Origin of the sequence: Streptomyces sp. NPDC005408 (assembly GCF_040606445.1) — a bacterium.
Lineage (GTDB): Bacteria > Actinomycetota > Actinomycetes > Streptomycetales > Streptomycetaceae > Streptomyces.
Genome location: NZ_JBEXEX010000028.1, coordinates 36,185 through 59,688, shown reverse-complemented (window position 1 = coordinate 59,688; position 23,504 = coordinate 36,185). Strand labels below are relative to the sequence as shown.

The window sequence follows — 23,504 nt, the reverse complement described above, 5'->3', positions numbered from 1 at the left end:
GCCGAATTCAGCCCGTCCGGCCGTGCTCCGCCGCGTTGTCGGCCATGTCGCCCGCGTCGTCCACGAACCGCACGTACTCCGGCAGCGTCAGCCGGGCCACCGCGCCTCCCTCGGGTGCGTTCAGGAAGCGCAGCTCCGCGCCGATCACTGCCGACTGGCCGACCGCGATGGTCAGTCCGAGCCCGTGGCCCTTGCTGCCGCCGTCCGTACGGAAGCGCTGGGGCCCGTGATCGAGGATGTAGTCCGGATAGCCCGTGCCGTGGTCGGTGACCGTCACCACAGCGCCGTCCACGGTCAGCACCACCGGGGGCTTCCCGTGCTTGTGGGCGTTGGCGATCAGATTGCCGAGCACCCGCTCCAGCCTGCGCTTGTCGGTCTCGACGGTCGCGTCGCGCAGGACCCGTACCTCCGTGTCCGTCGCGGAGGCCCGCACCACCCGCTCGGCCAGATGCGCCAGCTCGTGCACATCCAGGTCGACCGTCTCGCTGCCCGCGTCGAGCCGGGAGATCTCCAGCAGATCCTCCGTCAGCGAGCGCATCGCCCGCACCCGGTCGCGTACCAGCTCGGCCGGACGGCCCTCCGGCAACAGCTCGGCCGCGGCGCTCAGTCCGGTCAGTGGCGTACGCAACTCGTGCGCCACATCCGCCGTGAACCGCTGCTCGCTCAGCAGCTTGCCCTGCAGGGACGAGGCCATGGTGTCCAGCGCCCCGGAGACCGTCGCCACCTCGTCCTGGGGGCGCGAAGGGTCCTTGGTGCGCGGGTCGTTGACGCGCGTGTCCAGATCGCCCGCGCTGATCCTCCGCGCCACCTGCGCCGTCAGATGGAGCCGGCGCGTGACGCGGGTGACGGCGAACGCGCCCACCAGCAGCGTCGCCCCGATGGCCAGCACCGAGGAGCCGACGATCGCCTGGTCCAGGCCCGAGATCGTGTTCGCGCTGGTGGTGTAGTCGACGCGGACGGCGAGCGCCCGGCCGTCGGCAGGGCCTGCCGCCCACATGGTGGGGTGGCCCCGGAAGCTCTCGACCATCGTGCCGCGCTTCCCGCCGATCGCGAGGGCGCGCAGCGACTTGGGAAGCCCCCGCGGGTCAACGCCCCCGTAGCGGGGGACCGGCTCGCCCGACTCGTACGCCCGGGTGACCTCGACCAGCCGGGCCAGCGCCTTCTCCCGCGCCTGATCCACTGTCTGCCGGGTCACCGACGCATGCACCAGTACGCCGAGCAGCGCGGCGAGCGCGCAGCACATCACGGTGATGAAGACCGCGGCCTTCCAGGTGAGGGTCGCGGTCCAGCGGGGCAGCCGCGGCCGCCTCACTGCGGGGCCGCCGACGGCTCGGGCACGGGGGAGCGGGACGGCTTGACGCGGACGATCTCGTCGCGGGTCGGGAGCATCGCGTGCTGCTGCTCGTCCCAGGACCAGGCCGTGCGGTACTCGTATCCGGGGATGCCCGCCGAGACCGACCGCATGATCAGATCCCGGCCGGCCAGATCCACGCTGACGACCTGGTCGGAGGTGGACATGATCCGGGTCAGCCCGCCCTTGCCGGGCATGTAGACGCGCACCGCGGTCTGCTGCTCGGGCATCTTGATGCCGACGATCAGCTCCTCGTGGCCGTCACCGGTCAGATCGCGGTAGTACGGCGTGAGCACGGGGCAGGACTTCGGCTTCTGCTTGCACGTACCGAGCTTCTGGACGGTCTCCTTGTAGAGGCCGTCGACGCCGGTGAACTGATCGGGGTGGGCCTTGGCCTCGGCCTGCACCACGCCGACGGCGTCGAGAGCGCGGACATCGTCGCCGGGCACCTTGATGCCGGCGACGCGCTCGGTGTCCGTCTCGCCGTAGTCGTTGGGCGGCGCGGTGACGGGAGGCAGATGGGGCCACAGCCGTACGGGGCCGACGGCCGTGGGGGTCGCGCCCGCGCTCTTGATCCGTCCCTCGTTGCCGCAGCCGGACAGCAGTACGGCTGCGGTCGCCGTCAGCAGCACGGCGTACAACAGGCGGTGGGACCTCGGGCTCAAGATTCTCCTCGCCGGGCGGTCGCCCGGGGTGCGGCTCTACTTCACCGGGCCGGCGAAGAAGATGATGCTGTCAGTGCGATGACCACCTTATTCGCAGGGAAGTCCTTTTTGTCCAACCGTCCGGTCTCGCGGATCTTGAACGTGGCTGCGGGCCCGCGCGACCTGCCTGTTCGGTCCGGGCCGGTCCGTGCCGGGACCGGCCCCCCGACCCTCGTCAGGACTGGTACGGCTGCTGGCCGGGCTGCTGCTGCGGCTGCCCGTACCCCTGCCCCTGCCCCTGGGCCTGACCGCCCGTGCCCTGGGCCTGCAGCTGCTCCGCCTGCTCCTTGGTCACCCGCTGCTCCGCGCCGCAGAAGGTGCACTGCGTCGCATAGCTCGACGAGATCGGGAACAGCGGGATGAAGAAGAGTGTGAACTTGGTGACGCGCCGCCTGAGCGTGTGCGCGGCGGGGTTGCCGCAGTGCCCGCACACCAGCGTGAGTATCGCCAGCTGGTAGAGGTAGCCCCGGGTGCCAAAGACGATCATGCTGTTGGTCTCTCCCTCGTCAGTGCCTGCCGGCACAGGGCCAGCAGCTTCTCGTCCGTAAAGATGTCATGGCTGCCGTAGCCGCCGTCGATCGCGTTGTGACGTCGTACCGAGTTGAGCTCTTCGCGCAGAATGCGCTCGGCTCCGTCCGCCGTCGGCCGTGTCCGTTCCGTCAGGCACTGGGCGATCACGACCCGGGTGTTGGGCAGTTGCTCCCATGCCTTGAGCAGCACCGGCCATGCCCGCCCGGCATCGCCCGTCACCCGCCACAGCGCGATCGCCGCGTCCACCCGGGTCCACGGTTCCGCCGCGCGCAGCAGGTCACCCAGGGCCGGAGCGGCCTCCGCGCCCGCCGGGCCGAGCGCTCCGAGCGCCGTCGCCGCCGAGCGCCGTCCGCCGGAGTCCGTCTCGGACAGCGCGGCACACAGCACGGGCAGTACGGCCCCGGCGTCACCCTCGATCGCCCACAGCGCGCCCGCCGTTCTCGCCGCGAGTGACGCCGAGAAGCCGGAGCCGACGCCGACCGAGCGCAGCAGCGCCCGCAGGTCCGGTATCGCATCGGCGGCCTCGGGGCCGAACGCGGTCAGCGCCCGCAGTGCCGACTCGGCGACCCACTCCCTGCGGTAGTCGGGCGCGCCCCGCAGGACCCGCAGCACCTCGGGCGCCGCCTCGGCGGCCCGCAGTGCCGCCAGTCCGTACAGCAGCGGTCCGGCCCGGTCGTAGAGCCGCTCGTCCAGTTCGATCCCGCCGAGCCTGCGCCGCAGCGCCGGTGCCAGCGGTGCCGCGGCCGCGCCCAGATGGTCCAGGGCATGGCCCAGGTCGTGCGGCGGCTCGGGAAGATCCAGCGTCCGCGCCAGCACCGGCACCGAACGCCGGTCGCCCGCCCGGGCCAGCGCCACCAGCGCACTGCCGAGCGTGGGCGGCCCGCCCTGCCATTCGCGCACCCAGGCCCCGGGGTCGGCGGCCACCCGGTCGGCCAGCGCGTCGGCGGCAGGGGCGGCCAGGCAGAACAGCTCCCCGAGCGTGTCGGCGGCCGCGTCGGCCAGCCGTTTCTCCGGGTCGGCGAGCTGTTCCCCGATCAGGCCTACCAGCTCCCCGTACGCACCGCGCCAGGTCCGCAGCAGCCCGCTGCTCATCCGTACGGCATCGATCCGCTGCCCCCAGTCGGGGCTGCACAACTGGTCGGCGAGCAGCGCGATCCGGTCGTCCACGCGATCGCCGAGACCGGAGTGCAGCGTGCGCAGCAGATCAGCCGTCCAGGGGGCGCCGCGGCCCACCGTGTCCGCCTCGTGCGCCTCGCGCAGCCGCCCGAGCAGGGTGGGCGCGGGCGGCCGCTCGGGAACGGGCTCCGCGACAAAGGACGCGGCCACCGGCTCGGCGCGCAGCTCACGCAGCAGGCCCGTCACCCCCGGCACGACATCGGCGGGCAGCGCGTCCGGCGCGCAGCGGGCGAGCTGTGCGAGCGCGGCCAGCCGCAGCCCCGGGCCGCGCGGCACCCGGGTCAGGCCCAGGAGCCACTGCACCACTTCGGGCGCGAGCCGCCGGTGCCGCAGCGCTATCCGGCCTCCGGCCTCGACACAGGCGAAGCGCACCTCCGCGTCCGGCTCGGCGCCGAGGCGCTCCCGCAGCAGGGACAGCACCAGTTCGGGATCGCTGTGCAGGGTCGCGAGGGCGAGCGGCGCCGTGAGCCGCACCCCGCGGTCGTCGGCGTCGAGCAGCGCGAGGAAGACGTCAGCTCCGGCCGTCACGGCGGATGCGGCCATCGCGTAGTTCGCGGCGTACTCGAACTCCTCGTCCTCCGGGTCCAGTTCGTCGTCGTCCAGATCGATGCCGCCGATGCTGGTCAGCAACTCGACGATGCCGCCGCGGTCCTGGACCGCCGGATTCGCCACGAGTTCGAGGAGGAAGGGAATGCAGGCGAGCGTCGAGTCGTACACATCGCCCTGGTGATGCACCGCTCCGTACATCCCGTCGAGTGCTGTCTCACGGTCCTCCGGGTCCGCCGATGCAAGTCCGTACAGCATCTCCGGCACATCGTCCGCCGGACCGTAGGCGTGCCCCAGTGCTGCCCAGTCGACCTCGTGGATCCCCCCGAACACGCTTGCCCCCTCCCAAGAACCTTGCGCTCGGGAAGAGTGTGCACCACCGCTCCGGCATCGCGTGCTTATTGCCCCGAAGGCCCCGGGGCTGTTCCCATGGTCGGGGGGTGGTGGCATGACGGGACTTCGCGTCACACCGGCACGCAGGCAGGGCCGGGACCGGCTGTACGTCAGCCTCCCGGACGGCCGCAACGTCGCCTGGTACGACAGGGACAGCGGCCGGGTCAGCCTGGTCTCCGAGCGCCACCGTGCCGATGTGCTGGCGGCCCTGGCCCCCTATCTGACCGGCGATGTCAGCGTCGGACCGCCGCCCGTACCCACCTCCGCCGATCTCGCCAGGCTCTCCCTGCACCCGGACGACGACCTGGCCCCCAACCGCCCCGGCGAAGGACTCCTGGTGGAGCTCGACTCGCTCCCGGCGGGCGGCCGCCACTTCCGGCAGGACCCGCGCCGCGTCGAACTCGCCGCCCAGCAGCTGCTCGGCGATGCGCTCGACCAGCTGGAGGGCGCGGGCTGGCGGATCCTGCACTCGGTACCGCTGCCGGGTGCCGACCGCATCGACCATCTGGCCGTCGGTCCCGCCGGACTGCTCGCCGTGCACACCCTGGCGGCCCGACGGCAGCGGGTGCGCATCGCCGACCCGATGGTGCGGGCCGGGCGCGGCGGGCCGAGCCCGCTGCTGCGGCTGACCCGCCGCCGGGCCGAGCGCGCGACCCTCGCGCTGGCGGCGGCGGTACGCCCGGTCCTCGCCGTGGTCGGGGCGGCGCGGCTCGATGTGCTGCCCGTGCCGCCCGACATACGGATCATCCGCGACGACGAAGTCCCCGCGCTGGCCAGGCTCGGCGGCGTACTGAAGCCCGCGGACATCGAGGCGCTGTACGCGACGGCACGGGACCGCCGTACCTGGCTGCGCGCGTAACCGGGGCGGATCAGCTGAGGTTGTCGCCCCAGCCGCTCTGGATCATGGTCTGGAACGCCCACGCGCCGTCGCGCTTGATCAGGATGTCGGCGTACCGCAGCTGCTGCGTCTGCCCCTCCATCGTCATGGCCGAGTCCGTGAAGACGACGGCCATGGCGGGGGAGAGGAAGACCGGCGTACGCGTCGACTCGAAGGTGATGTCGTCGCTGCCGTCCCCCATCACCTGGCTCATCGTCTCGATGAACTGCCGCCGGTCCCACTGGGCCGACGCGCCGTTGCCCGCCGAGTCGTCGCTGACCAGGTTGAGCGGGAAGACGGCGAGGTCCGCCATGCGCTCGACTTCGCGCTTGGCACTGTGGGCGTCGTACGCGGCGAACCAGGCCTCGATGCTCGCGAGCTCTTCGGGGGTCGGGGTGTATCCGGTGCCGGGCAGAAAGGTCACACTGTCTCCTCAAACTTGACTACGTGAGGAGTTGTATCCCCTGTGGATGCACTGGTCAAACTTGATTAATCGTGGTCCTCGGGGAGCCGCAGCCGCAGCACGGTGGTCACCGTGTGCCGTGTCGTGCCTTGCTCCACCTCCGCCGTCAGGCCTGGCGCCACGGTTCTGTACTCGACCTCGCCCACGCCGACCGCCGTCGCGGTACCCGTGTTCGCGCTGGTCACCGTGGTGAGCACGGCCGCCGCCTGCGCCCGCAGCGCCGGGGCCAGCGGGCTGGACACGACGGGGGTGTCGTCGTCGGGCAGTACGAGGACGAGTGCGGCGGGTCGCGCCGTCGGCCCGGTGAAGCCGACGACCGCCGCGTCGCGCGCGTACGTGTGCCGAAGCTTCCACCACGCGCGCGTGCCGCTCCGGTACGTCTGGTCCAGCCGCTTGACCACCAGACCCTCGACACCGATCGCGGGCAGCGACTCGAACCAGGTCGCCGCCTCGTCCGCGTCCAGTGTCATCGGCACGGGCTGCAGCGGCGGCCCGAGCGGGCCGAGCAGCGCGACCAGCCGCGCGCGCCTCTTCTCGTACGCCGACAGCCGCAGATCCTCGCCGCCCTCCGCCAGCAGATCGAAGGCGGCGTACGAGGCGGGCAGCCGGCGCGCGAGGACGGGGGCGCGCCCCGCGGTGGCGGCGGCGCGCTTCTGTACGGAGGCGAAGTCGGTACGGCCCTCCGTCCACACGACCACCTCGCCGTCCAGCACCGTGCCGTCCGGCAACTGCTCTGCCGCGTCCGCGAGATCAGGAAATGCTGCCGTGATGATCCGCCCCGAACGTGCCTGCAGCAGCACCTTGCCGCCGACCCGGAAGATCACCATCCGGTGGCCGTCGAACTTCGGCTCGTACGCCAGGCCGTGCCCGCGCGGCAGCACGCTCACCGATTCGGCGAGTGCGACCTTCAGGGGTGGGCGCGGCACGCTCATGGCAGCGGCCTCGCGCGGTTGAGATTGATGAGCGGGCCGAGCAGGTCCCCGTACCGCTCCAGCCGTGGCGCGATGTCGCCGATCCGGAAGACGAGGTTCTGGTGCGCCTCGATCTCCTCCCAGGTGATGGGCGTGGACACGGTCGGCTCGGTGCGGGCGCGCAACGTGTAAGGGGTCGCGGTGGTCTTCTTGGCGGAGTTCTGGCTGTGGTCGACGAAGACCTTGCCGGGCCGCAGGGAGCGCGTCATCCGGTGCAGGATCAGCCCCGGCTGCTCGGCCTCGCCCTCGACGGCCAGGCTCTTCGCGTACGCCGAGACCTTCTCCGACGGGGTCGGCTCCAGCGGTACGAGGACGTGCAGGCCCTTGGAGCCCGAGGTCTTGGCGTACGCGTTCAGGCCGTCGGCCGCCAGCCGCTCACGCAGCCAGAGCGCCACGGCGCAGCACTCGACGATCGTCGCCGGGGCGCCCGGATCGAGGTCGAAGACCATACGGTCGGCGATCCCCGGCTCGTCCGCCTGCCACTGCGGCGTATGGAACTCGACCACCAGGTTCGCCGCCCACATCAGCGACGCCAGATCCTGGACGACGACCTGGTGCGCGTGCTTGTCCTCGGAGCGCGGCACCTCGACGGTCCGTACCCAGGACGGCGTACCGGGCGGCGGATTCTTGGTGAAGAACAGCTGCCCGTCCGGGCCGTCCGGATATCTGAGGAAGGACAGCGGCCGGTTGTGGAGATGGGCGAGGATCGCACCGGCCGTGGTGGCGTAGTAGTGCAGGATCTCGCCCTTGGTGGTCCCGGTGGCGGGGTGGAGGACCTTCTCCAGGTTGGTGAGCGACAGGCGCCGCCCCTCCACCTCCGTGATCGGCGTCATACGATGAGAATCCCACGAATCCTGGAATTTCGGATGAAAGGGATCAAACGTGCGATCCATATGGAACGGTGCGATCTCCTTCGGCCTGGTCAGCATCCCGATCAAGCTGGTCAACGCCACGGAGAACCACTCCATCTCCTTCCGCCAGATCCACACCACCGACGGCGGCCGGATCCGCTACCGCAAGGTCTGCGAGCTGGAGGAGAAGGAAGTGCCGGCCTCGGAGATCGGCAAGGGGTACGAGGACGCGGACGGATCGATCATCCCGATCACGGACGAGGACCTGGCGGCCCTCCCGCTCCCGACGGCGAAGACGATCGAGATCGTCGCGTTCGTGCCCGCGTCGTCGATCGACCCGCTCCAGATGGACGCGGCGTACTACCTGTCGGCGAACGGCGTCCCCGCCGTCAAGCCGTACACCCTGCTGCGCGAGGCGCTCAAGCGCAGCCAGAAGGTCGCCGTCGCGAAGTTCGCCCTGCGCGGGCGGGAGCGGCTCGGCATGCTGCGCGTCGTCGACGACGTGATCGCCATGCACGGACTGCTCTGGCCGGACGAGATCCGTATGCCGCAGGACGTGGCCCCGGAGGCCGATGTGACGGTCCGGGAGGCCGAACTCGACCTGGCCGACGCGTTGATGGACACGCTCGGCGAAGTCGACCTGGACTCGCTGCACGACGACTACCGGGCTGCGGTGGAGCAGCTGATCGCCGCGAAGGTGGAGGGCGGCGGCGTGCTCCCCGAGGCGGCCCCCGAGGAGCGCGGCGGCCAGGTCATCGACCTGATGGCGGCGCTGGAGGGCAGCGTACGAGCGGCGAAGGAGGCGAGGGGCGACGAAGTCGCCGAGGTGACGCCGATCAAGGGCCGCAAGCGGGCGACGGCGAGGACGTCGAGCGCGCCGAAGGCGTCGGGTGGGAAGAAGTCGACGTCGACGGCGGCGAAGAAGAAGACCGCCGCCGCGAAGTCGACGACAACCAAGTCGACGACTACGAAGTCGACAGCGGCGAAGAAGACGGCGTCGGCCAAGTCCACGGCCAAGAAGGCGTCCCCGAGGAAGCGGTCTTCGGCATGACCGCCGGGGCTCCGCCCCGGACCCCGCGCCTCAATCGCCGGCGGAGCTCAGTTGCCCCGGCGTCCTTCCGGGTCACCCCTCGGCGGTTCGCCCGCGAGACCACCCACCGGAGAGCTACCACCAACGCCCCCTGGCCCACGCTCACCCCGGCCCCCCACACAGCAGCATGTCCATCACCGACTCCAAGTACGCCCCCCGCTCCACCCCCACCGGCAATGCCTGCGGCACCGCATGGCTCAGTTGCGTGTGGCCCAGATAGCTCGTGTACGCGAGCAGCCCGCGCCGCCGCGCCTCCTCGGCCCCGAAGCCCAACTCCTCGAAGAGGTCCGCCACATAGCCGATCCGGCGCACCGTCACCCGCTCAAGCACGACAGCGACCTGCGGATGGCCGGCCGTGGCGAGCAGTGACACCTCAAGGGGATCCTCCGCGGCCGACGCCGTCACCGTCGCGAAGAGCCTGCGCAGCCGCCGCTCCGGGTCCGGCTCGGACTCCATCGCGGTAATGATCTGCTCGGTGCAGATCTCTTCCCACCGCCCGAGCGCGGCCTCGATCAGCGCGTCCCGGTTGGTGAAGTGCCAGTAGAAGCTGCCCTTGGTCGTCCCGAGCCGTGCGGCGAGCGGCTCCACGGCGACGCCGGCGAGCCCGCGCTCCCCGATGGCGGCGAGCGCCGCGTCGGCCCAGTCGCGTGCCGTGAGTCTCTTGCGTGCCTGCCCGGACTGCCCTGCCCGGCGGGCCCGTTCTGCTTGCGCCATGTCCATACGCTACCGTACGGTAAAACATACGCCACCGTATGGAGGTGCGTGATGCGCACAGTGCGGAACGTCCACGAACGACCGGTCGCAGCCCCGGCGGAGGTGGTCGGCGCCCTGCTCGACCGCGTCTCATCGCCCGACGACCCACTCAGCCCGAGCCCCGTCTGGCCCCCGATCCGCTTCGACCGGCCCCTCGGCGTGGGTGCGGACGGCGGTCACGGTTTCGTCCGCTACTCGGTCGGCGCATACGACCCCGGCCGCAGCATCCGCTTCGACTTCAGCCCGCCCTCCAACGGCTTTCACACCCTCGAGACAGAACCGACGGGCGCGGGCAGCTGCCGGGTCCGTCATGTCCTCGAACAAGAACAGGACCTCAAGTCCTGGCTGCTGTGGACCCTGGTGATCCGCCCGATGCACGACACGATGGTCGAAGAGATCCTCGACAACATCGAGCGCGCCGCGACCCCGGGCACCCTGACCAAGCCGCACCGGTGGTCGCGCCGGGCGCGGCTGATGCACCGCCTGGTCCGCGACCGGCCGAAGGCGGCACCCGTCCCGCCGGAGGCCGAACTCGCCCACCAGGCGTTCGCCGCCCCGGACTTCGCGGACGCCTGCGTCCTTCCCCTGGATCCGGGAATGCCCCGCGACCCCCATGCCTGGCGCGACGTCCTCCCGTTCGAGATACAGGCGACAGCCCCCAACGAGCTGCTGCTCGGTGAGGACGCCGGACACCTCGACTTCCGCGCCTCGGTCCTCATCGCCGACGACAAGGTCACGCTCACCAGCGTCGTCAAGATCCACAACTGGCGCGGCAGGCTCTACTTCGCCGTGATCCGCCACCTCCATCCGCCGGTGGCACGCAGGATGCTCCGCCGCGCTCACCGGCGCCTGGCCTTCGCGGCCCCTCCGGCCGCTCTACGTGCGGAAACGGCCGCCCAGTAGAGTGCGCCTTCGAGCTCTCCCCGTACCCGAGGTGTCCGTCCGTGAGTCCCGCTTCCCCCACCGCACCGGCAGTCACCGTCGTCGGGATCGGAGCCGATGGCTGGGACGGACTCCCCGCCACCTCGCAACGCGCCCTCCTGGACGCCGAGGTCGTCATCGGGGGCCCGCGCCAGCTTGAGCTCCTGCCACCCGCCTGCGCGGCCGAGCGGGTGGCCTGGCCGTCGCCGCTGCGGCCCGCCGTGCCCGGGCTGCTCGCGGCCCACGCCGGGCGCCGGGTCGCGGTGCTCGCGAGCGGCGATCCCATGTTCTACGGCATCGGCCGGACGCTCACCGAAGTGCTCGGCCCCGGCGTCCCGCACGTACTGCCGCACCCCTCCTCCATGTCGTACGCCTGCGCGCGCCTCGGCTGGCCGCTGGAGGACACCGAGGTCGTGACGCTCGTCGGCAGGCCCACCGCGCAGCTCTGCGCGGCCCTGTACGACGGGCGGCGGCTGCTCGTCCTCAGCGCCGGAGCCGCGACCCCCGCCGAGGTCGCGGCCCTCCTGCGCGAGCAGGGGTTCGGGCCCAGCCGGATGCGGGTGCTCGAACAGCTCGGCGGGGAACGCGAAGAGCAGACGGAGGGTACGGCGGAGAAGTGGGACCGCCCGTCCGGCGATCCGCTGAACGTCATCGCCGTCGACTGCCGGCGCGCGCCCGGGAGCCTGCGTCTCGGCGCCGTACCGGGGCTGCCGGACGATGCGTACGAACACGACGGCCAGCTCACCAAACGCCATGTCCGGGCCGCCACGCTCGGCGCGCTCGCGCCCGCCCCCGGCGAGCTGCTGTGGGACATCGGCGGCGGCTCCGGCTCCATCGCGGTCGAGTGGATGCGTACGCACCGCTCCTGCAGGGCCGTCACCGTCGAGCGGGACGCGGTACGGGCCGAGCGCATCGCCCGCAACGCCGACCGGCTCGGTGTGCCGGGGCTGCGCGTCATCACCGGCGCAGCACCCGAGGCGCTCGCCCAGCTCCCCACGCCGGACGCGGTGTTCGTCGGAGGGGGGCTGACCGTGCCGGGGCTGCTGGACGCGTGCTGGGAGGCGTTGCCAGCGGGCGGGCGTCTTGTCGCCAACACCGTGACCCTGGAGTCCGAAGCACTGCTGGCCGACCGGTACCGGCGGCACGGCGGCGAGCTCGTACGCCTCGCCGTGGCGCACGCCGTCCCCGTGGGCGGCTTCACCGGCTGGCGGCAGGCGATGCCGGTCACCCAGTGGTCCGTCACCAAATCAGGAGATCAACGATGACCGTGTACTTCATCGGCGCCGGCCCCGGCGCCGCCGACCTGATCACGGTGCGCGGCGCCCGTACGCTCGCCTCCTGCCAGGTCTGCCTGTACGCGGGCAGCCTCGTCCCCCGTGAACTGCTCGCCGAATGCCCGCCGGACGCCCGCCTGGTGGACACCGCCCAGCTCAACCTGGACGAGATCACTGCCGAACTGATCCGCGCGCACGAAGCGGGCCTGGACGTGGCCCGGCTGCACTCGGGCGACCCGTCCGTCTTCAGCGCGGTCGCCGAACAGATGCGGCGCCTGGACGCGGCGGCTGTGCCGTACGAGGTCGTGCCCGGCGTCCCGGCCTTCGCGGCCGCGGCCGCCGCGCTCAAGCGGGAGCTGACGGTGCCGACCGTCGGCCAGACGGTCATCCTGACGCGGATCGCCAACCGCGCCACCGCGATGCCGGAGGGCGAGGATCTGGCGACGCTCGGCCGCAGCGGCGCGCTGATCGTGCTGCACCTCGCGACGCGGTACGTGGACCGCGTGGTCGAGGAGTTGGAACCGCACTACGGCTCCGACTGCCCGGCGGCGGTGGTCGCGATGGCGAGCCGCCCCGACGAACTGATCCTGCGCGGCACGCTCGCGGACATCGCGGACCAGGTGAGGTCGGCGGGTGTCCTGCGGACGGCGGTGATCATGGTGGGGCGGACGCTTGGGGCTTCGCAGTTCCGGGACAGCCACTTGTACTCGGAGGGGCGCGAGCGCCACGAGCCTTGCGCGCCGGTGCCGGGTGCGCCGGTGGCTTGAACGGGGGAGTGTTCCCCCACCCCGCCCCTGCCCGACACTGGGGGCTTCGCCCCCAGCCCCCGGGAGGGGGAGGGTTGGTGGGGGCTGACGCCCCACACCCCCGGGGCGGCGCGGCAGCTTCGCGCCGACGGGGGGAGCTTCCGCCCGGCGCGGCGGCTTCGCGCCGCGGTCGGGGACGGAGCGTGCCCGCCACTCGGCGTCTCAACGCCGCGGTCGGGGAGCGCTGCTTCCGCCCCTTGCGCGGCAGCTTCGCGCGCGGAGGGGTGGGGTCGCTTCTGCTCAGCGCGGGGGCCTCGCGCCGATGGTCGGGGAGCGCCGCTTCCGGCCCTGCGCGGCGTCTTCGTGCCCCGGAGGGGGACGTCGCTTCCGCCGGGGACGGCAGCTTCGCGCCGCGGCCCGGCTGCGGGGTGTCACCCCGCCGGGGGCGCCATTCCAGCCCGTCCGGCGTTTGAGGACGGACACACCGGCCCACCGTGCGGTCCGCGGCAACACCCATAGCCCGTCCGGCGTTTGAGGACCGACCCGGGTCCGGGGCGGAGCCCCGGTTCGGGAAGGGGCGGGGTGGGGGAACGGCCCCGCAGGGACCGACGGGCCTAGGGCCTGTCGTTCGGATCTTGCCGGGCTCGCGTGCCCTGGCACGCACGCTCGCCGCGTTGTCGTCAGTCGCCGACGCTCCGCGTCGGCTCCTTCCTCCGCCTTGCGATCGCACGCACCAGACCCCGCTCCCTGATCCGGCCTGATCCAAACGACAGGGCCTAGCTCAGCCCGCTTCGACCGACCACAACCCCCGCCCTGTCGATGCAGATCACGTCCACCACCACCGGCGCACCCCGCAGTACCCCCACCGCCTGGTCCCGTGCCGCAACCGCCACCAGGTCTCCCAGGGGGACGGCCGCCGACGCGCACAGCTGGAGTGCCGCCAGGCCCGTGTTCGCCGTGGAGACTGATGCCGCGAGGGACTCGTCCGCGCCGCCCGCCCGGGCCAGGTCCGCCAGGAACGCCTTGTCCACCTGGGACCGACCGGAGTGCAGATCCAGATGCCCGGCCGCCAGCTTGGACAGCTTGGCGAACCCGCCGCAGATGGTGAGCCGGTCGACCGGGTGCCGCCGCACATACTTCAGCACCGCGCCCGCGAAGTCCCCCATGTCCAGCAGCGCGTCCTCCGGCAGGCCGTACTCCGCGACGACCGTCTTCTCGGACGTCGACCCCGTGCAGCCCGCCACATGCGTACGCCCCGCCGCCCGCGCCACGTCGACGCCGCGCCGGATCGAGTCGATCCACGCCGAGCAGGAGTACGGCACGACGATGCCGGTCGTCCCGAGGATCGAGAGGCCGCCCAGAATCCCGAGCCGGGGATTCCAGGTCGAGCGGGCGATCTCCTCGCCGTGGTCGACGGAGACGGTGATCTCGACGTCGCCGGTCCCGCCGTACCGCCCGGCGACCAGCGCGACATGCTCGCGCATCATCTGACGCGGCACGGGATTGACGGCGGGTTCGCCGACGTCGAGCGGCAGCCCGGGGCGGGTGATCGTCCCGACGCCCGGCCCGGCCGCGAACACCACCCCCGAGCCACGCGGCAGCACCCGTACCGTCGCGCGGATGAGCGCGCCGTGCGTGACGTCCGGGTCGTCGCCCGCGTCTTTCACGATGCCCGCCATCGCCCGCCCGTCCGCCAGCGACTCCGCGGCCAGCGCGAACGACGGCGTCTGCCCCTTCGGCAGCGTGATCGTCACCGGATCGGGAAAGTCGCCGGTCAGGAGTGCCGTGTACGCAGCGGTGGTGGCAGCGGTCGCACACGCACCGGTGGTCCAGCCGTGCCGCAGCCCGGTGTGCTTCAGTTGGGCGCTGCGCCCGCCCTTCGCCTCACCCATGAACGGACCACGACCCGATGCACGTACTGATCCTCGGCGGGACGACCGAGGCACGGCGGCTCGCGGAACAGCTCCACGGCACCGTACGGATCACCACCTCGCTCGCCGGCCGCGTCGCCGCCCCCCGGCTCCCCGCGGGCGACGTCCGCATCGGCGGGTTCGGCGGAGCCGAGGGCCTGGCCCAGTGGCTGCGCGAGCACGACGTGGACGCGCTCATCGACGCCACCCATCCTTTCGCCGGGACAATCAGTTTCAACGCGGCGTCCGCCGCCGCCGAGGCTCATGTTCCCCTGCTGGCCCTGCGCAGGCCCGGCTGGGTCGCGGCCGAGGGCGACGACTGGTACCCGGCCGCGTCCCTGGAGGAGGCGGCCGCGCTGCTTCCCGCGCTCGGCCGCAGGGTGTTTCTCACGACCGGCCGGATGGGCCTCGCGGCCTTCGCCCACCTGGACAACCTGTGGTTCCTCATGCGGTCGGTGGACGCCCCGGAGCCTCCGTACCCGCCCCGCATGGAGGTGCTGCTCGACCGCGGCCCCTTCACCCTCGACGGTGAGCGCGAGCTGCTGCGCAGGCACCGCATCGACGTCGTGGTCACCAAGGACAGCGGAGGTGCTGCCACGGCACCCAAGCTCACGGCCGCCCGCGAGGCCGGACTCCCGGTCGTGGTCGTCCAGCGGCCCCCGGTCCCGGACGGCGTCCCGGTGGCGGCCTCACCGGACGAGGCCGCCGCCTGGCTGCGTCGACTGACAGGTCACTTCTCCGGATAGCGGCGCGGCGTCCAGACGATCTCCTGGCCGTCCCCGCGCCGTACGACCTGCGTCTGCGAGGAGCCGACGATCAGGATCGTCCGCATGTCGACCTCGGCCGGATCGAGATCGCCGAGCCGGACGATCCGTACGCTCTCCTCCGCACCGCCGACATCCCGGCCGAGCACCACCGGGGTGTCCGCGGACCGGTGTTCGAGCAGCAGGTCACGTGCCTTGCCGACCTGCCAGGTCCGGCTGCGTGAACCGGGGTTGTAGAGCGCGAGCACCAGATCGGCCGACGCGGCCGCGTGCAGGCGTTCCGCGATGACCTCCCACGGCTTGAGCCGGTCGGAGAGCGAGAGTGTCGCGTAGTCGTGGCCGAGAGGGGCACCCGCGCGGGCCGCGGCCGCGTTGGCGGCGGTCAGTCCCGGAAGCACCCGCACCCGCACGTCCTTGTACGCGTCCTGCGACGCCGCCTCCAGCACGGCGGTGGCCATGGCGAAGACGCCCGGGTCGCCGCCGGACACCACCGCGACCCGCCTGCCCCGCAGGGCCAGGTCGAGGGCGAACTCGGCGCGTTCGGCCTCCACCTTGTTGTCGGAGCCGTGCCGCAGCTGGCCCGGGCGCACCGGAACCCGGTCCAGATAGGTGGTGTAGCCGACGAGATCGTCCGCGGCGGCCAGCGCGCCACGCGTCTCGGGCGTGAGCCACAGCGGCCCCGCAGGACCGGTGCCGAGGACGACGACCTCGCCCCGCTCCCGTACCACCGCGGGCGCGTCGATACGGCTCGGCAGCACCGCCACCGAGAAGTACGGCACCGACTCCGGGTCCACGTCGGCCAGTTCGCCCGTGCGCTCCCCGGCCATCGTGGCGCGCTCGACGTAGCGGGCCTCGTCCAGCCGCCCGGAGCGCTCGATCGCCCGCCGCACCTTGGTGAACGTGCGGCCCAGCTTCATCACCACCGCGGAGTCCGTCGAGGCGAGCCGCGCGGTCAGCTCCTCCTCGGGCAGCGTGCCGGGCAGGATCGTCAGCACCTCCTCGCCCTCGGCCAGCGGCGTACCGAGCCGTGCGGCCGCGGCGCTCACCGAGGTCACCCCGGGGATCACCTCGGTCGGGTAGCGGTCCGCGAGGCGCTTGTGCATGTGCATGTACGAGCCGTAGAAGAGCGGGTCGCCCTCCGCGAGCACGGCGACGGTGCGGCCGGCGTCGAGATGCACGGCGAGCCGGGCCGCGGCCTCGGTGTAGAACTCCTCCATCGCGCCCCGGTAGCCGCCGGGATGGTCGGTGGTCTCCGTGGTGACGGGGTAGACCAGCGGCTCCTCGATGTGGTCGGCGCGCAGATGCTTCGCGGCGATGGAACGCGCGATGGAACGGCCGTGCCGGGCGCTGTGGTACGCGACCACATCGGCCCCGGCGATGACTTCGACGGCACGTACGGTCATCAGCGACGGATCGCCGGGCCCGAGCCCGACTCCGTACAGCCGACCGGTGCCGAGGGGAGTGCTCGCGCTCATTCTTCCTCGCTCGCGATCGCGTTGAGCGCGGCCGCCGCGATGGCGCTGCCGCCGCGGCGTCCGCGTACCACCAGGTGCTCAAGACCCGAGAGGTGTTCGGCGAGCGCCTCCTTGGACTCGGCGGCTCCGACGAAACCGACTGGCACCCCGATGACCGCCGCCGGGCGCGGGGCGCCCTCCTCGATCATCTCCAGCAGCCGGAAGAGAGCGGTCGGCGCATTGCCGACGGCCACGACCGCGCCCTCCATGCGGTCGCGCCACAGTTCAAGTGCCGCGGCGCTGCGGGTGGTTCCGAGTTTCGCCGCAAGGTCGGGGACCGAGGGGTCGGACAAGGTGCACACCACGTCGTTGTCGGCGGGCAGCCGCTTACGGGTCACCCCGCTGGCGACCATGGCGACATCGCACAGGATGGGCGCCCCGGCCCGCAGGGCCTCGCGTGCGCGGGCCACCACGTCCGGTGTGAACGAGAGGTCGCGTACCAGGTCGACCATGCCGCAGGCGTGGATCATCCGGACCGCGACCTGGCTGACATCGGCGGGCAGCCCCGCGAGATCCGCTTCCGCGCGGATGGTGGCAAAGGACTGGCGGTAGATCGCCGGGCCGTCCTTCTCGTAGTCGAACACTGTGCTCTCGCTCATTTCGTCAACGCGTCACGGCTGTCGTGCGCGCAGCCGCCACAAGGGCGGCGAGTTCGGAAGGGGGCATGCCGGTGCGCGGCATCTCCCCGCGTATTTCCCCGTGCATCTCCCGGTGCATCTCTCCGCGTACGGAGATGTCGTAGCCGTCGGCGGTCGCGACGACATCCACCCAGTCGCCGTGCGGATGGCCGCAACGGCGTTCGCAGCCGGACCAGTACACAGGCAGGCCCGAGGGACCCGGGCCGAGGGCTGCCGCGGCGTCCGCCCTCACGTCGGCGAGGGACTTGGCGCAGCCGGGCCGTCCGATGCACGCGCCGACGCCGAGCCACGGGGAGACGGGGGAGGTGACGATCCCGGCCGAGGCGAGGGCGGTGCCCGGTGCGCCGACCCCGGGGAGGATCACGCCCCGCCAGGGGGTGAGCCGCAGTTCGCCGTTGCCGTTCTGCTCGGCCACGGCGACGAGTTGGCGCCACTGGGCGGCGGTGAGCACGCCGAGCGGCGCGAGGACGGACAGGGCTGCGGGCCCCTCCGGACCGGCGACGACGCCCGGCAGGGGCGGGTCGCCGACCGTCCAAGCAGGCGCCGGTACCAGCTCGCTGTGGATCCCGTCCGCCCTCAGACGTGAGGCGACCTCTACCGTCAACTCGCGGGAACCGCCTGGCAGTTCACTCATGCGCCAGCAGCGGGCTTCGATGTCCCGCGCCGCATCCAGAAAAGCCTCGGCGGCGAGCAGGGCCGCACGCGGCGCGTCTTCACCACGTACCGACAACGCCGTGCCGCCCGGACCCAGGCGCAGCACCGCGCCCACGCGACCGGTCGCCCGCACGGTCACATCCGCGCCCAGCGCGACCATGTCCCCGCGCCCGTCGTCGAACGCGAACAGAAAACGCCCCGACAGGCCGGTGGCCGCGTCGCTCGCGCACAGCAGCCGGTCCAACTCCCGTGCCCAGGGCTGCACATCGGCCTCGCCACGCCCGTCGAGCCCGGACAGCGGGGATGCGACGATGTTGCGGACCCGCTCGTGCCGGGGCGAGGGCAGCAGCCCCGCAGCGCCGAGTACATCGGCCAGTTCCCGGTCGCAGCCCTCGCCCAGTCCGCGCAGCTGCACATTGCCGCGCGATGTGAGATGCAGCGAGCCGTCGCCGAGCCGCTGTGCCGCATCCCACAGAGCCAGCGCCTGGCCCGCGGTCAGTACGCCCGCCGGAATCCGGACCCGGGCGAGCGCGCCGTCGTCCGCCGCGTGGAGGCGGAGCGTGCCGGGGCAGGAGTCACCACGGTCCCGGGTCGCGGGTATCGCCCCGGCGTCGCGGGGGCCTGGGGCGGTCGGCATGGCGGCGAGCATACCCACCACGGCAGCGGCCGTACCGCCCTCCACCTGCGCCGACCATCACACCGGCCGCACGCCCCAAGCCGACCCGGCGAGCCTTACTATGCTCAGGCGACGGGCCGGCCGGCCCGTCATCGCCTGCGACGGCGACATGGAGGAAGCCCGGTGCGAATCCGGCGCGGTCCCGCCACTGTGAGCCCGGTCAACACCGGGTGAGCCAGGAACTCCTGCCGTCCACACCGCCCGGGGCGCGGACACCCCGAGGAAGGCCTGCGCACGCATGCTTCTGCTGCTGTCGACCTCCGACACCGACCTGCTCAGCGCCCGCGCGGCCGGGGGGCCGGTCACGTACCGGTTCGCCAACCCCGCACGGCTCGAGCTCACCGAGCTGCCCGCCCTGCTGGACGGCGCCGACCTGGTCGTCGTGCGTCTCCTCGGCGGCGTACGCGCGTGGCAGGACGGACTCGACCTGCTGCACGAGGCGGGACTGCCGGTCGTCGTCCTCACCGGTGAACAGGCCCCCGACGCCCAGCTGATGGAGGCCTCCACCGTCCCGGTCGGCATCGCCGCCGAGGCGCACGCCTACCTCGCCCACGGCGGCCCCGCCAACCTGGAGCAGCTGGCCCGCTTCCTGTCCGACACGGTGCTGCTCACCGGCCACGGCTTCGAGCCGCCCGCCCCCGCGCCGGCGTGGGGCCCGCTGGAGCGCACCGCGCGGGAGGTCAGCGGTCCGAGCGTGGCCGTGCTCTACTACCGCGCCCACCACATGAGCGGCAACACCGCCTTCATCGACGCCCTGTGCGGTGCGATCGAGGACGCGGGAGGCCGCCCCCTGCCGCTGTATGTCGCCTCTCTGCGCGCCCCCGAACCTGAGCTGATCGAGGCGCTCGGTGCCGCCGACGCCATCGTCACCACCGTCCTCGCGGCGGGCGGCACCCGGCCCGCCGAGGCCTCTGCCGGCGGTGACGACGAGTCGTGGGACGCGGGCGCCCTGACCGGTCTGGACGTGCCGATCCTCCAGGCCCTCTGCCTGACAGGTTCGCGCAGCGCCTGGGAGGAGAGCGACGAGGGTGTCTCGCCGCTGGACGCGGCCAGCCAGATCGCCGTTCCGGAGTTCGACGGCCGCCTGATCACGGTGCCGTTCTCCTTCAAGGAGATCGATAAGGACGGCCTTCCGGCGTACGTCGCCGACCCCGAGCGGGCCGCACGGGTCGCCGGAATCGCCGTACGCCATGCGCGCCTCAAGCACATCCCGGCCGCCGACAAGCGCATCGCGCTCGTGCTCTCCGCGTACCCCACGAAGCACTCGCGCATCGGCAATGCGGTCGGCCTGGACACCCCCGCGTCAGCGGTCGCCCTCCTGCGCCGGCTCCGGGCGGAGGGCTACGACTTCGGTACGGAGCCGGTGCCCGGTCTGGAGTCCGGCGACGGTGACGAACTGATCTACGCCCTCATCGAGGCGGGCGGCCACGACCAGGACTGGCTGACCGAGGAGCAGCTGGCTCGCAACCCGGTCCGTATCCCTGCGGCGGACTACAAGCGCTGGTACGCGACGCTGCCCGAGGAACTGCGCTCGGCGGTCGAGGAGCACTGGGGCCCGCCGCCCGGGGAGATGTTCCTGGACCGCAGCCGCAATCCGGAGGGCGACATCGTCCTCGCGGCCCTGCGCCACCAGAACCTGCTCATCCTCATCCAGCCGCCGCGGGGCTTCGGCGAGAACCCGATCGCGATCTATCACGACCCGGATCTGCCGCCCTCGCACCACTACTTGGCGGCGTACCGCTGGATCGCCGCCTCCGCGGACGACGGCGGCTTCGGCGCCGACGCGATGATCCACCTCGGCAAGCACGGCAACCTGGAGTGGCTGCCCGGCAAGAACGCGGGCCTGTCCGCCGCCTGCGGCCCCGACGCAGCGCTGGGCGACCTGCCGCTGATCTACCCGTTCCTGGTCAACGACCCGGGCGAGGGCACCCAGGCCAAGCGCCGCGTCCACGCCACGCTCGTCGACCACCTGGTCCCGCCGATGGCACGCGCCGACTCGTACGGCGACATCGCGCGCCTGGAACAGCTCCTCGACGAGTACGCCGCGATCTCCTCCATGGACCCGGCCAAACTCCCCGCCATCCGGGCCCAGATCTGGACCCTCATCCAGGCCGCCAAGCTCGACCACGACCTGGGCCTCGAAGACCGCCCGGACGACGACGGATTCGACGACTTCCTGCTCCATGTCGACGGCTGGCTCTGCGAGGTCAAGGACGCGCAGATCCGCGACGGACTCCATGTCCTCGGTTCCCCGCCCGCCGGTGCCGACCGCGTCAACCTGGTCCTCGCGATCCTGCGGGCACGCCAGATCTGGGGCGGTACGTCATCGCTGCCCGGCCTGCGGGAGGCGCTCGGCCTGGACGAGTCGGCGGCGACACGGACGACGGCGGACGCGGCGGAGGAGAAGGCCCGCGCCCTGGTCGAGGCGATGGAGGAGGCGTCCTGGAACCCGGGGGCGGTCCCCGCCGAGCACGGCCCCGAGGTCGCCGCCATCCTGGACTTCGCATCCCGCGAGGTAGTCCCGCGCCTCGCTGCCACCACCGCCGAACTCGACCATGCCGTCCACGCGTTGAACGGCGGCTTCGTCCCGGCGGGCCCGTCCGGCTCCCCGCTCCGCGGCCTGGTCAACGTCCTCCCGACGGGCCGCAACTTCTACTCGGTCGACCCCAAGGCGGTCCCGTCCCGCCTCGCCTGGGAGACGGGCCAGGCGCTGGCCGACTCCCTGCTGGAGCGCTACCGCACCGACAACGCCGAATGGCCGCCCTCGGTCGGCCTCTCCCTGTGGGGTACGAGTGCGATGCGCACGAGCGGCGACGATGTCGCCGAGGCCCTCGCCCTGCTCGGCATCCGCCCGGTCTGGGACGACGCGTCCCGCCGCGTCACGGGCCTTGACCCCATCCCGCTCGCGGAGCTCGGCCGCCCCCGCGTCGACGTCACTCTGCGCATTTCCGGCTTCTTCCGGGACGCCTTCCCGCACACGATCGGCCTGCTGGACGACGCGATCCGGCTTGCGGCATCCCTCGACGAGCCCGACGATATGAACTTCGTCCGGGCCCACACCCAGGCGGACCTGGCGGCCCACGGCGACGAACGCCGCGCCACGACCCGTATCTTCGGCTCCCGCCCGGGCACATACGGCGCCGGCCTGCTCCAGCTGATCGACTCCCGGGACTGGCGCACCGACGCCGACCTCGCGGAGGTCTACACGGTCTGGGGCGGCTACGCCTACGGCCGCGAACTCGACGGCCGCCCCGCACGCGCCGAGATGGAAACGGCGTACAAGCGCATCACGGTCGCGGCGAAGAACACGGACACCCGCGAGCACGACATCGCGGACTCCGACGACTACTTCCAGTACCACGGCGGCATGGTCGCCACCGTGCGAGCTCTGCGCGGCACGGCCCCCGAGGCGTACATCGGCGACTCCACCCGCCCCGAAACGGTCCGCACCCGCACCCTGGTCGAGGAGACCTCCCGCGTCTTCCGCGCCCGTGTGGTCAACCCCAAGTGGATCGAGGCGATGCGCCGCCACGGCTACAAGGGTGCCTTCGAACTCGCGGCGACGGTGGACTACTTGTTCGGCTACGACGCCACCACGGGCGTGGTCGCCGACTGGATGTACGACAAGCTCACCGAGACGTACGTCCTGGACCCGACGAACCGCGAATTCCTCCAGCAGGCCAACCCCTGGGCCCTGCACGGCATTGCGGAACGCCTCCTGGAGGCCGAGTCGCGCGGCATGTGGGCCAAGCCCGACCCGTCGGTGCTCGCCGCCCTGCGCCAGGTGTTCCTGGAGACGGAGGGCGACTTGGAGGGTGAGGACTGAGCGGGTCGTGGCGCGAGCGCCTCACCCCATCTCGACAGGGGCGCGGACCAGCGAGCCGTACTCGGTCCAGGAGCCGTCGTAGTTCTTGACGTCCGGGTAGCCGAGCAGTTCGTGGAGCGCGAACCAGGTGTGCGAGGAGCGCTCTCCGATACGGCAGTAGGCGATGATCTCGCGGTCCGGCGTGATGCCATTCCGCGCGTAGAGCTCCTTCAGTTCGTCGGCCGATTTGAAGGTCCCGTCGTCGTTGGCCGCCTGCGCCCAGGGGACGTTGGCGGCGCCGGGGATGTGGCCGGGGACCTGCGCCTGCTCCTGCGGCAGGTGCGGGGGCGCCAGCTTCTCGCCCCGGTACTCCTCCGGGGACCGTACGTCGACCGTGCGGGCGGAGGACCCCAGGCTTTCCAGCACTTCGCCGCGCAGTGCGCGGAACTGCGGGTTCTCCTGGCCGGTCACCGTGAAGCCGGTGCGCTGGCGGTCCATGACCTCCTGCGTCGTCTCGCGTCCTTCCAGCTCCCACTTCTTGCGCCCGCCGTCGAGCAGTTTCACCTTGTTGAAGCCGCGCAGCCGCAGGATCCAGTAGGCGTACGCCGCGAACCAGTTGTTGTTGCCCCCGTACAGCACCACGGTGGTGTCGTACTCCACGCCGGCCGTGGCCAGGAGCTGCCCGAGCGCTTCCTGGTCCAGGTAGTCCCGGCCCACGGCGGTGTGCAGGTCCTTGGCCCAGTTCCAGCCGACGGCGCCCGGAATGTGGCCCTTCTCGTATGCGCTGGTGTCCTCGTCCACGTCGATGACGCGCACCGTTCCGTCGTCGAGGTGTGCGGCCAGCCACTCGGTGTCCACGAGCGTGTCGGGATGTGCGTAGCCGTTGGTTGCCATGT

General features: G+C 72.2%; 20 protein-coding genes and 1 riboswitch. Of the genes, 7 read left to right on the top strand and 13 right to left on the bottom strand.

All coding sequences use genetic code 11. The features are described 5' to 3' along the window. Nucleotides 1-7: 7 nt before the first annotated feature. The 4 genes from ABZS64_RS24400 to ABZS64_RS24385 form a co-directional block, all read right to left on the bottom strand. On the bottom strand, nt 8-1,312 hold the full coding sequence (locus tag ABZS64_RS24400) for a HAMP domain-containing sensor histidine kinase (protein WP_355833385.1): 1,305 nt from the start codon (nt 1,310-1,312) through the stop codon (nt 8-10). Beyond that, nucleotides 1,309-2,016, bottom strand: a complete 708-nt coding sequence (locus tag ABZS64_RS24395; protein WP_355833382.1) for a hypothetical protein — start codon at nt 2,014-2,016, stop codon at nt 1,309-1,311. Before ABZS64_RS24395 ends, ABZS64_RS24400 begins: the two co-directional genes overlap by 4 nt. A 214-nt stretch (nt 2,017-2,230) precedes the next feature. Continuing rightward, complete coding sequence (locus tag ABZS64_RS24390) at nt 2,231-2,542, bottom strand: zinc-ribbon domain-containing protein (protein ID WP_355833379.1); 312 nt, start codon at nt 2,540-2,542, stop codon at nt 2,231-2,233. After that, on the bottom strand, nt 2,539-4,641 hold the full coding sequence (locus ABZS64_RS24385; protein ID WP_355833376.1) for a PBS lyase: 2,103 nt from the start codon (nt 4,639-4,641) through the stop codon (nt 2,539-2,541). The genes ABZS64_RS24390 and ABZS64_RS24385 overlap by 4 nt, the downstream gene beginning before the upstream one ends. A gap of 115 nt (nt 4,642-4,756) precedes the next feature. On the opposite strand from ABZS64_RS24385, the gene ABZS64_RS24380 reads away from it, so the two are divergent. Next, nucleotides 4,757-5,560 carry a nuclease-related domain-containing protein gene (locus ABZS64_RS24380; protein WP_355833374.1) on the top strand — a complete coding sequence of 268 codons (804 nt, stop codon included), beginning with the start codon at nt 4,757-4,759 and terminating at the stop codon, nt 5,558-5,560. 10 nt (nt 5,561-5,570) lie between these two features. Here the strand turns inward: ABZS64_RS24380 and ABZS64_RS24375 are convergent, their stop codons facing one another. The 3 genes from ABZS64_RS24375 to ligD form a co-directional block, all read right to left on the bottom strand. Then, on the bottom strand, nt 5,571-6,002 hold the full coding sequence (locus ABZS64_RS24375) for a nuclear transport factor 2 family protein (protein WP_355833371.1): 432 nt from the start codon (nt 6,000-6,002) through the stop codon (nt 5,571-5,573). Nucleotides 6,003-6,067: 65 nt separating this feature from the next. Beyond that, on the bottom strand, nt 6,068-6,973 hold the full coding sequence (locus ABZS64_RS24370) for an ATP-dependent DNA ligase (protein WP_355833368.1): 906 nt from the start codon (nt 6,971-6,973) through the stop codon (nt 6,068-6,070). Continuing rightward, nucleotides 6,970-7,845 carry a non-homologous end-joining DNA ligase gene (ligD, locus tag ABZS64_RS24365; protein WP_355833365.1) on the bottom strand — a complete coding sequence of 292 codons (876 nt, stop codon included), beginning with the start codon at nt 7,843-7,845 and terminating at the stop codon, nt 6,970-6,972. The genes ABZS64_RS24370 and ligD overlap by 4 nt, the downstream gene beginning before the upstream one ends. Nucleotides 7,846-7,894: 49 nt before the next feature. Between ligD and ABZS64_RS24360 the strand changes: the two genes are divergently transcribed. Beyond that, nucleotides 7,895-8,914 (top strand): Ku protein, encoded by a 1,020-nt coding sequence (locus ABZS64_RS24360; RefSeq protein ID WP_355833362.1) that lies wholly within the window; start codon nt 7,895-7,897, stop codon nt 8,912-8,914. Nucleotides 8,915-9,055: 141 nt separating this feature from the next. On the opposite strand, the gene ABZS64_RS24355 is transcribed toward ABZS64_RS24360, so the two are convergent. Then, a complete protein-coding gene (locus tag ABZS64_RS24355) occupies nt 9,056-9,673 on the bottom strand; it encodes a TetR/AcrR family transcriptional regulator (protein WP_355833359.1) in 618 nt (205 codons plus the stop codon). A 45-nt stretch (nt 9,674-9,718) separates the two neighbouring features. Here ABZS64_RS24355 and ABZS64_RS24350 point away from each other — a divergent pair, with 45 nt between their 5' ends. The 3 genes from ABZS64_RS24350 to cobM are packed head-to-tail and all read left to right on the top strand — an operon-like array spanning nt 9,719 to nt 12,668. After that, nucleotides 9,719-10,609 carry a DUF2867 domain-containing protein gene (locus ABZS64_RS24350; protein ID WP_355833356.1) on the top strand — a complete coding sequence of 297 codons (891 nt, stop codon included), beginning with the start codon at nt 9,719-9,721 and terminating at the stop codon, nt 10,607-10,609. 41 nt (nt 10,610-10,650) lie between these two features. After that, entirely contained in the window at nt 10,651-11,892 is a 1,242-nt protein-coding gene (cbiE, locus tag ABZS64_RS24345) for a precorrin-6y C5,15-methyltransferase (decarboxylating) subunit CbiE (RefSeq protein WP_355833353.1), read from the top strand. Further along, on the top strand, nt 11,889-12,668 hold the full coding sequence (gene cobM, locus ABZS64_RS24340) for a precorrin-4 C(11)-methyltransferase (RefSeq protein ID WP_355833350.1): 780 nt from the start codon (nt 11,889-11,891) through the stop codon (nt 12,666-12,668). Before cbiE ends, cobM begins: the two co-directional genes overlap by 4 nt. Nucleotides 12,669-13,423: 755 nt before the next feature. Here the strand turns inward: cobM and ABZS64_RS24335 are convergent. Next, complete coding sequence (locus tag ABZS64_RS24335; protein WP_355833348.1) at nt 13,424-14,539, bottom strand: cobalt-precorrin-5B (C(1))-methyltransferase; 1,116 nt, start codon at nt 14,537-14,539, stop codon at nt 13,424-13,426. Between the two features lie 17 nt (nt 14,540-14,556). Here ABZS64_RS24335 and ABZS64_RS24330 point away from each other — a divergent pair, with 17 nt between their 5' ends. Then, entirely contained in the window at nt 14,557-15,303 is a 747-nt protein-coding gene (locus tag ABZS64_RS24330) for a cobalt-precorrin-6A reductase (protein ID WP_355833345.1), read from the top strand. On the opposite strand, the gene ABZS64_RS24325 is transcribed toward ABZS64_RS24330, so the two are convergent. From ABZS64_RS24325 to cobG, 3 genes are read right to left on the bottom strand one after another with little or no spacing between them, the layout of a single operon-like run. Further along, entirely contained in the window at nt 15,288-16,796 is a 1,509-nt protein-coding gene (locus tag ABZS64_RS24325; protein ID WP_355833343.1) for a precorrin-2 C(20)-methyltransferase, read from the bottom strand. The genes ABZS64_RS24330 and ABZS64_RS24325 overlap by 16 nt on opposite strands. Continuing rightward, a complete protein-coding gene (locus ABZS64_RS24320) occupies nt 16,793-17,419 on the bottom strand; it encodes a precorrin-8X methylmutase (protein WP_355833482.1) in 627 nt (208 codons plus the stop codon). The genes ABZS64_RS24325 and ABZS64_RS24320 overlap by 4 nt, the downstream gene beginning before the upstream one ends. 19 nt (nt 17,420-17,438) lie before the next feature. After that, on the bottom strand, nt 17,439-18,764 hold the full coding sequence (gene cobG, locus ABZS64_RS24315; protein WP_355833340.1) for a precorrin-3B synthase: 1,326 nt from the start codon (nt 18,762-18,764) through the stop codon (nt 17,439-17,441). Between the two features lie 131 nt (nt 18,765-18,895). Continuing rightward, nucleotides 18,896-18,988: riboswitch (cobalamin riboswitch) on the top strand. A 53-nt stretch (nt 18,989-19,041) separates the two neighbouring features. On the opposite strand from cobG, the gene cobN reads away from it, so the two are divergent. Continuing rightward, nucleotides 19,042-22,629, top strand: coding sequence for a cobaltochelatase subunit CobN (gene cobN, locus ABZS64_RS24310; RefSeq protein WP_355833337.1), 3,588 nt, complete (start codon nt 19,042-19,044; stop codon nt 22,627-22,629). Between the two features lie 21 nt (nt 22,630-22,650). Here cobN and ABZS64_RS24305 read toward each other — a convergent pair whose 3' ends face one another. Further along, complete coding sequence (locus ABZS64_RS24305; protein ID WP_355833334.1) at nt 22,651-23,502, bottom strand: sulfurtransferase; 852 nt, start codon at nt 23,500-23,502, stop codon at nt 22,651-22,653. Nucleotides 23,503-23,504 lie beyond the last annotated feature (2 nt).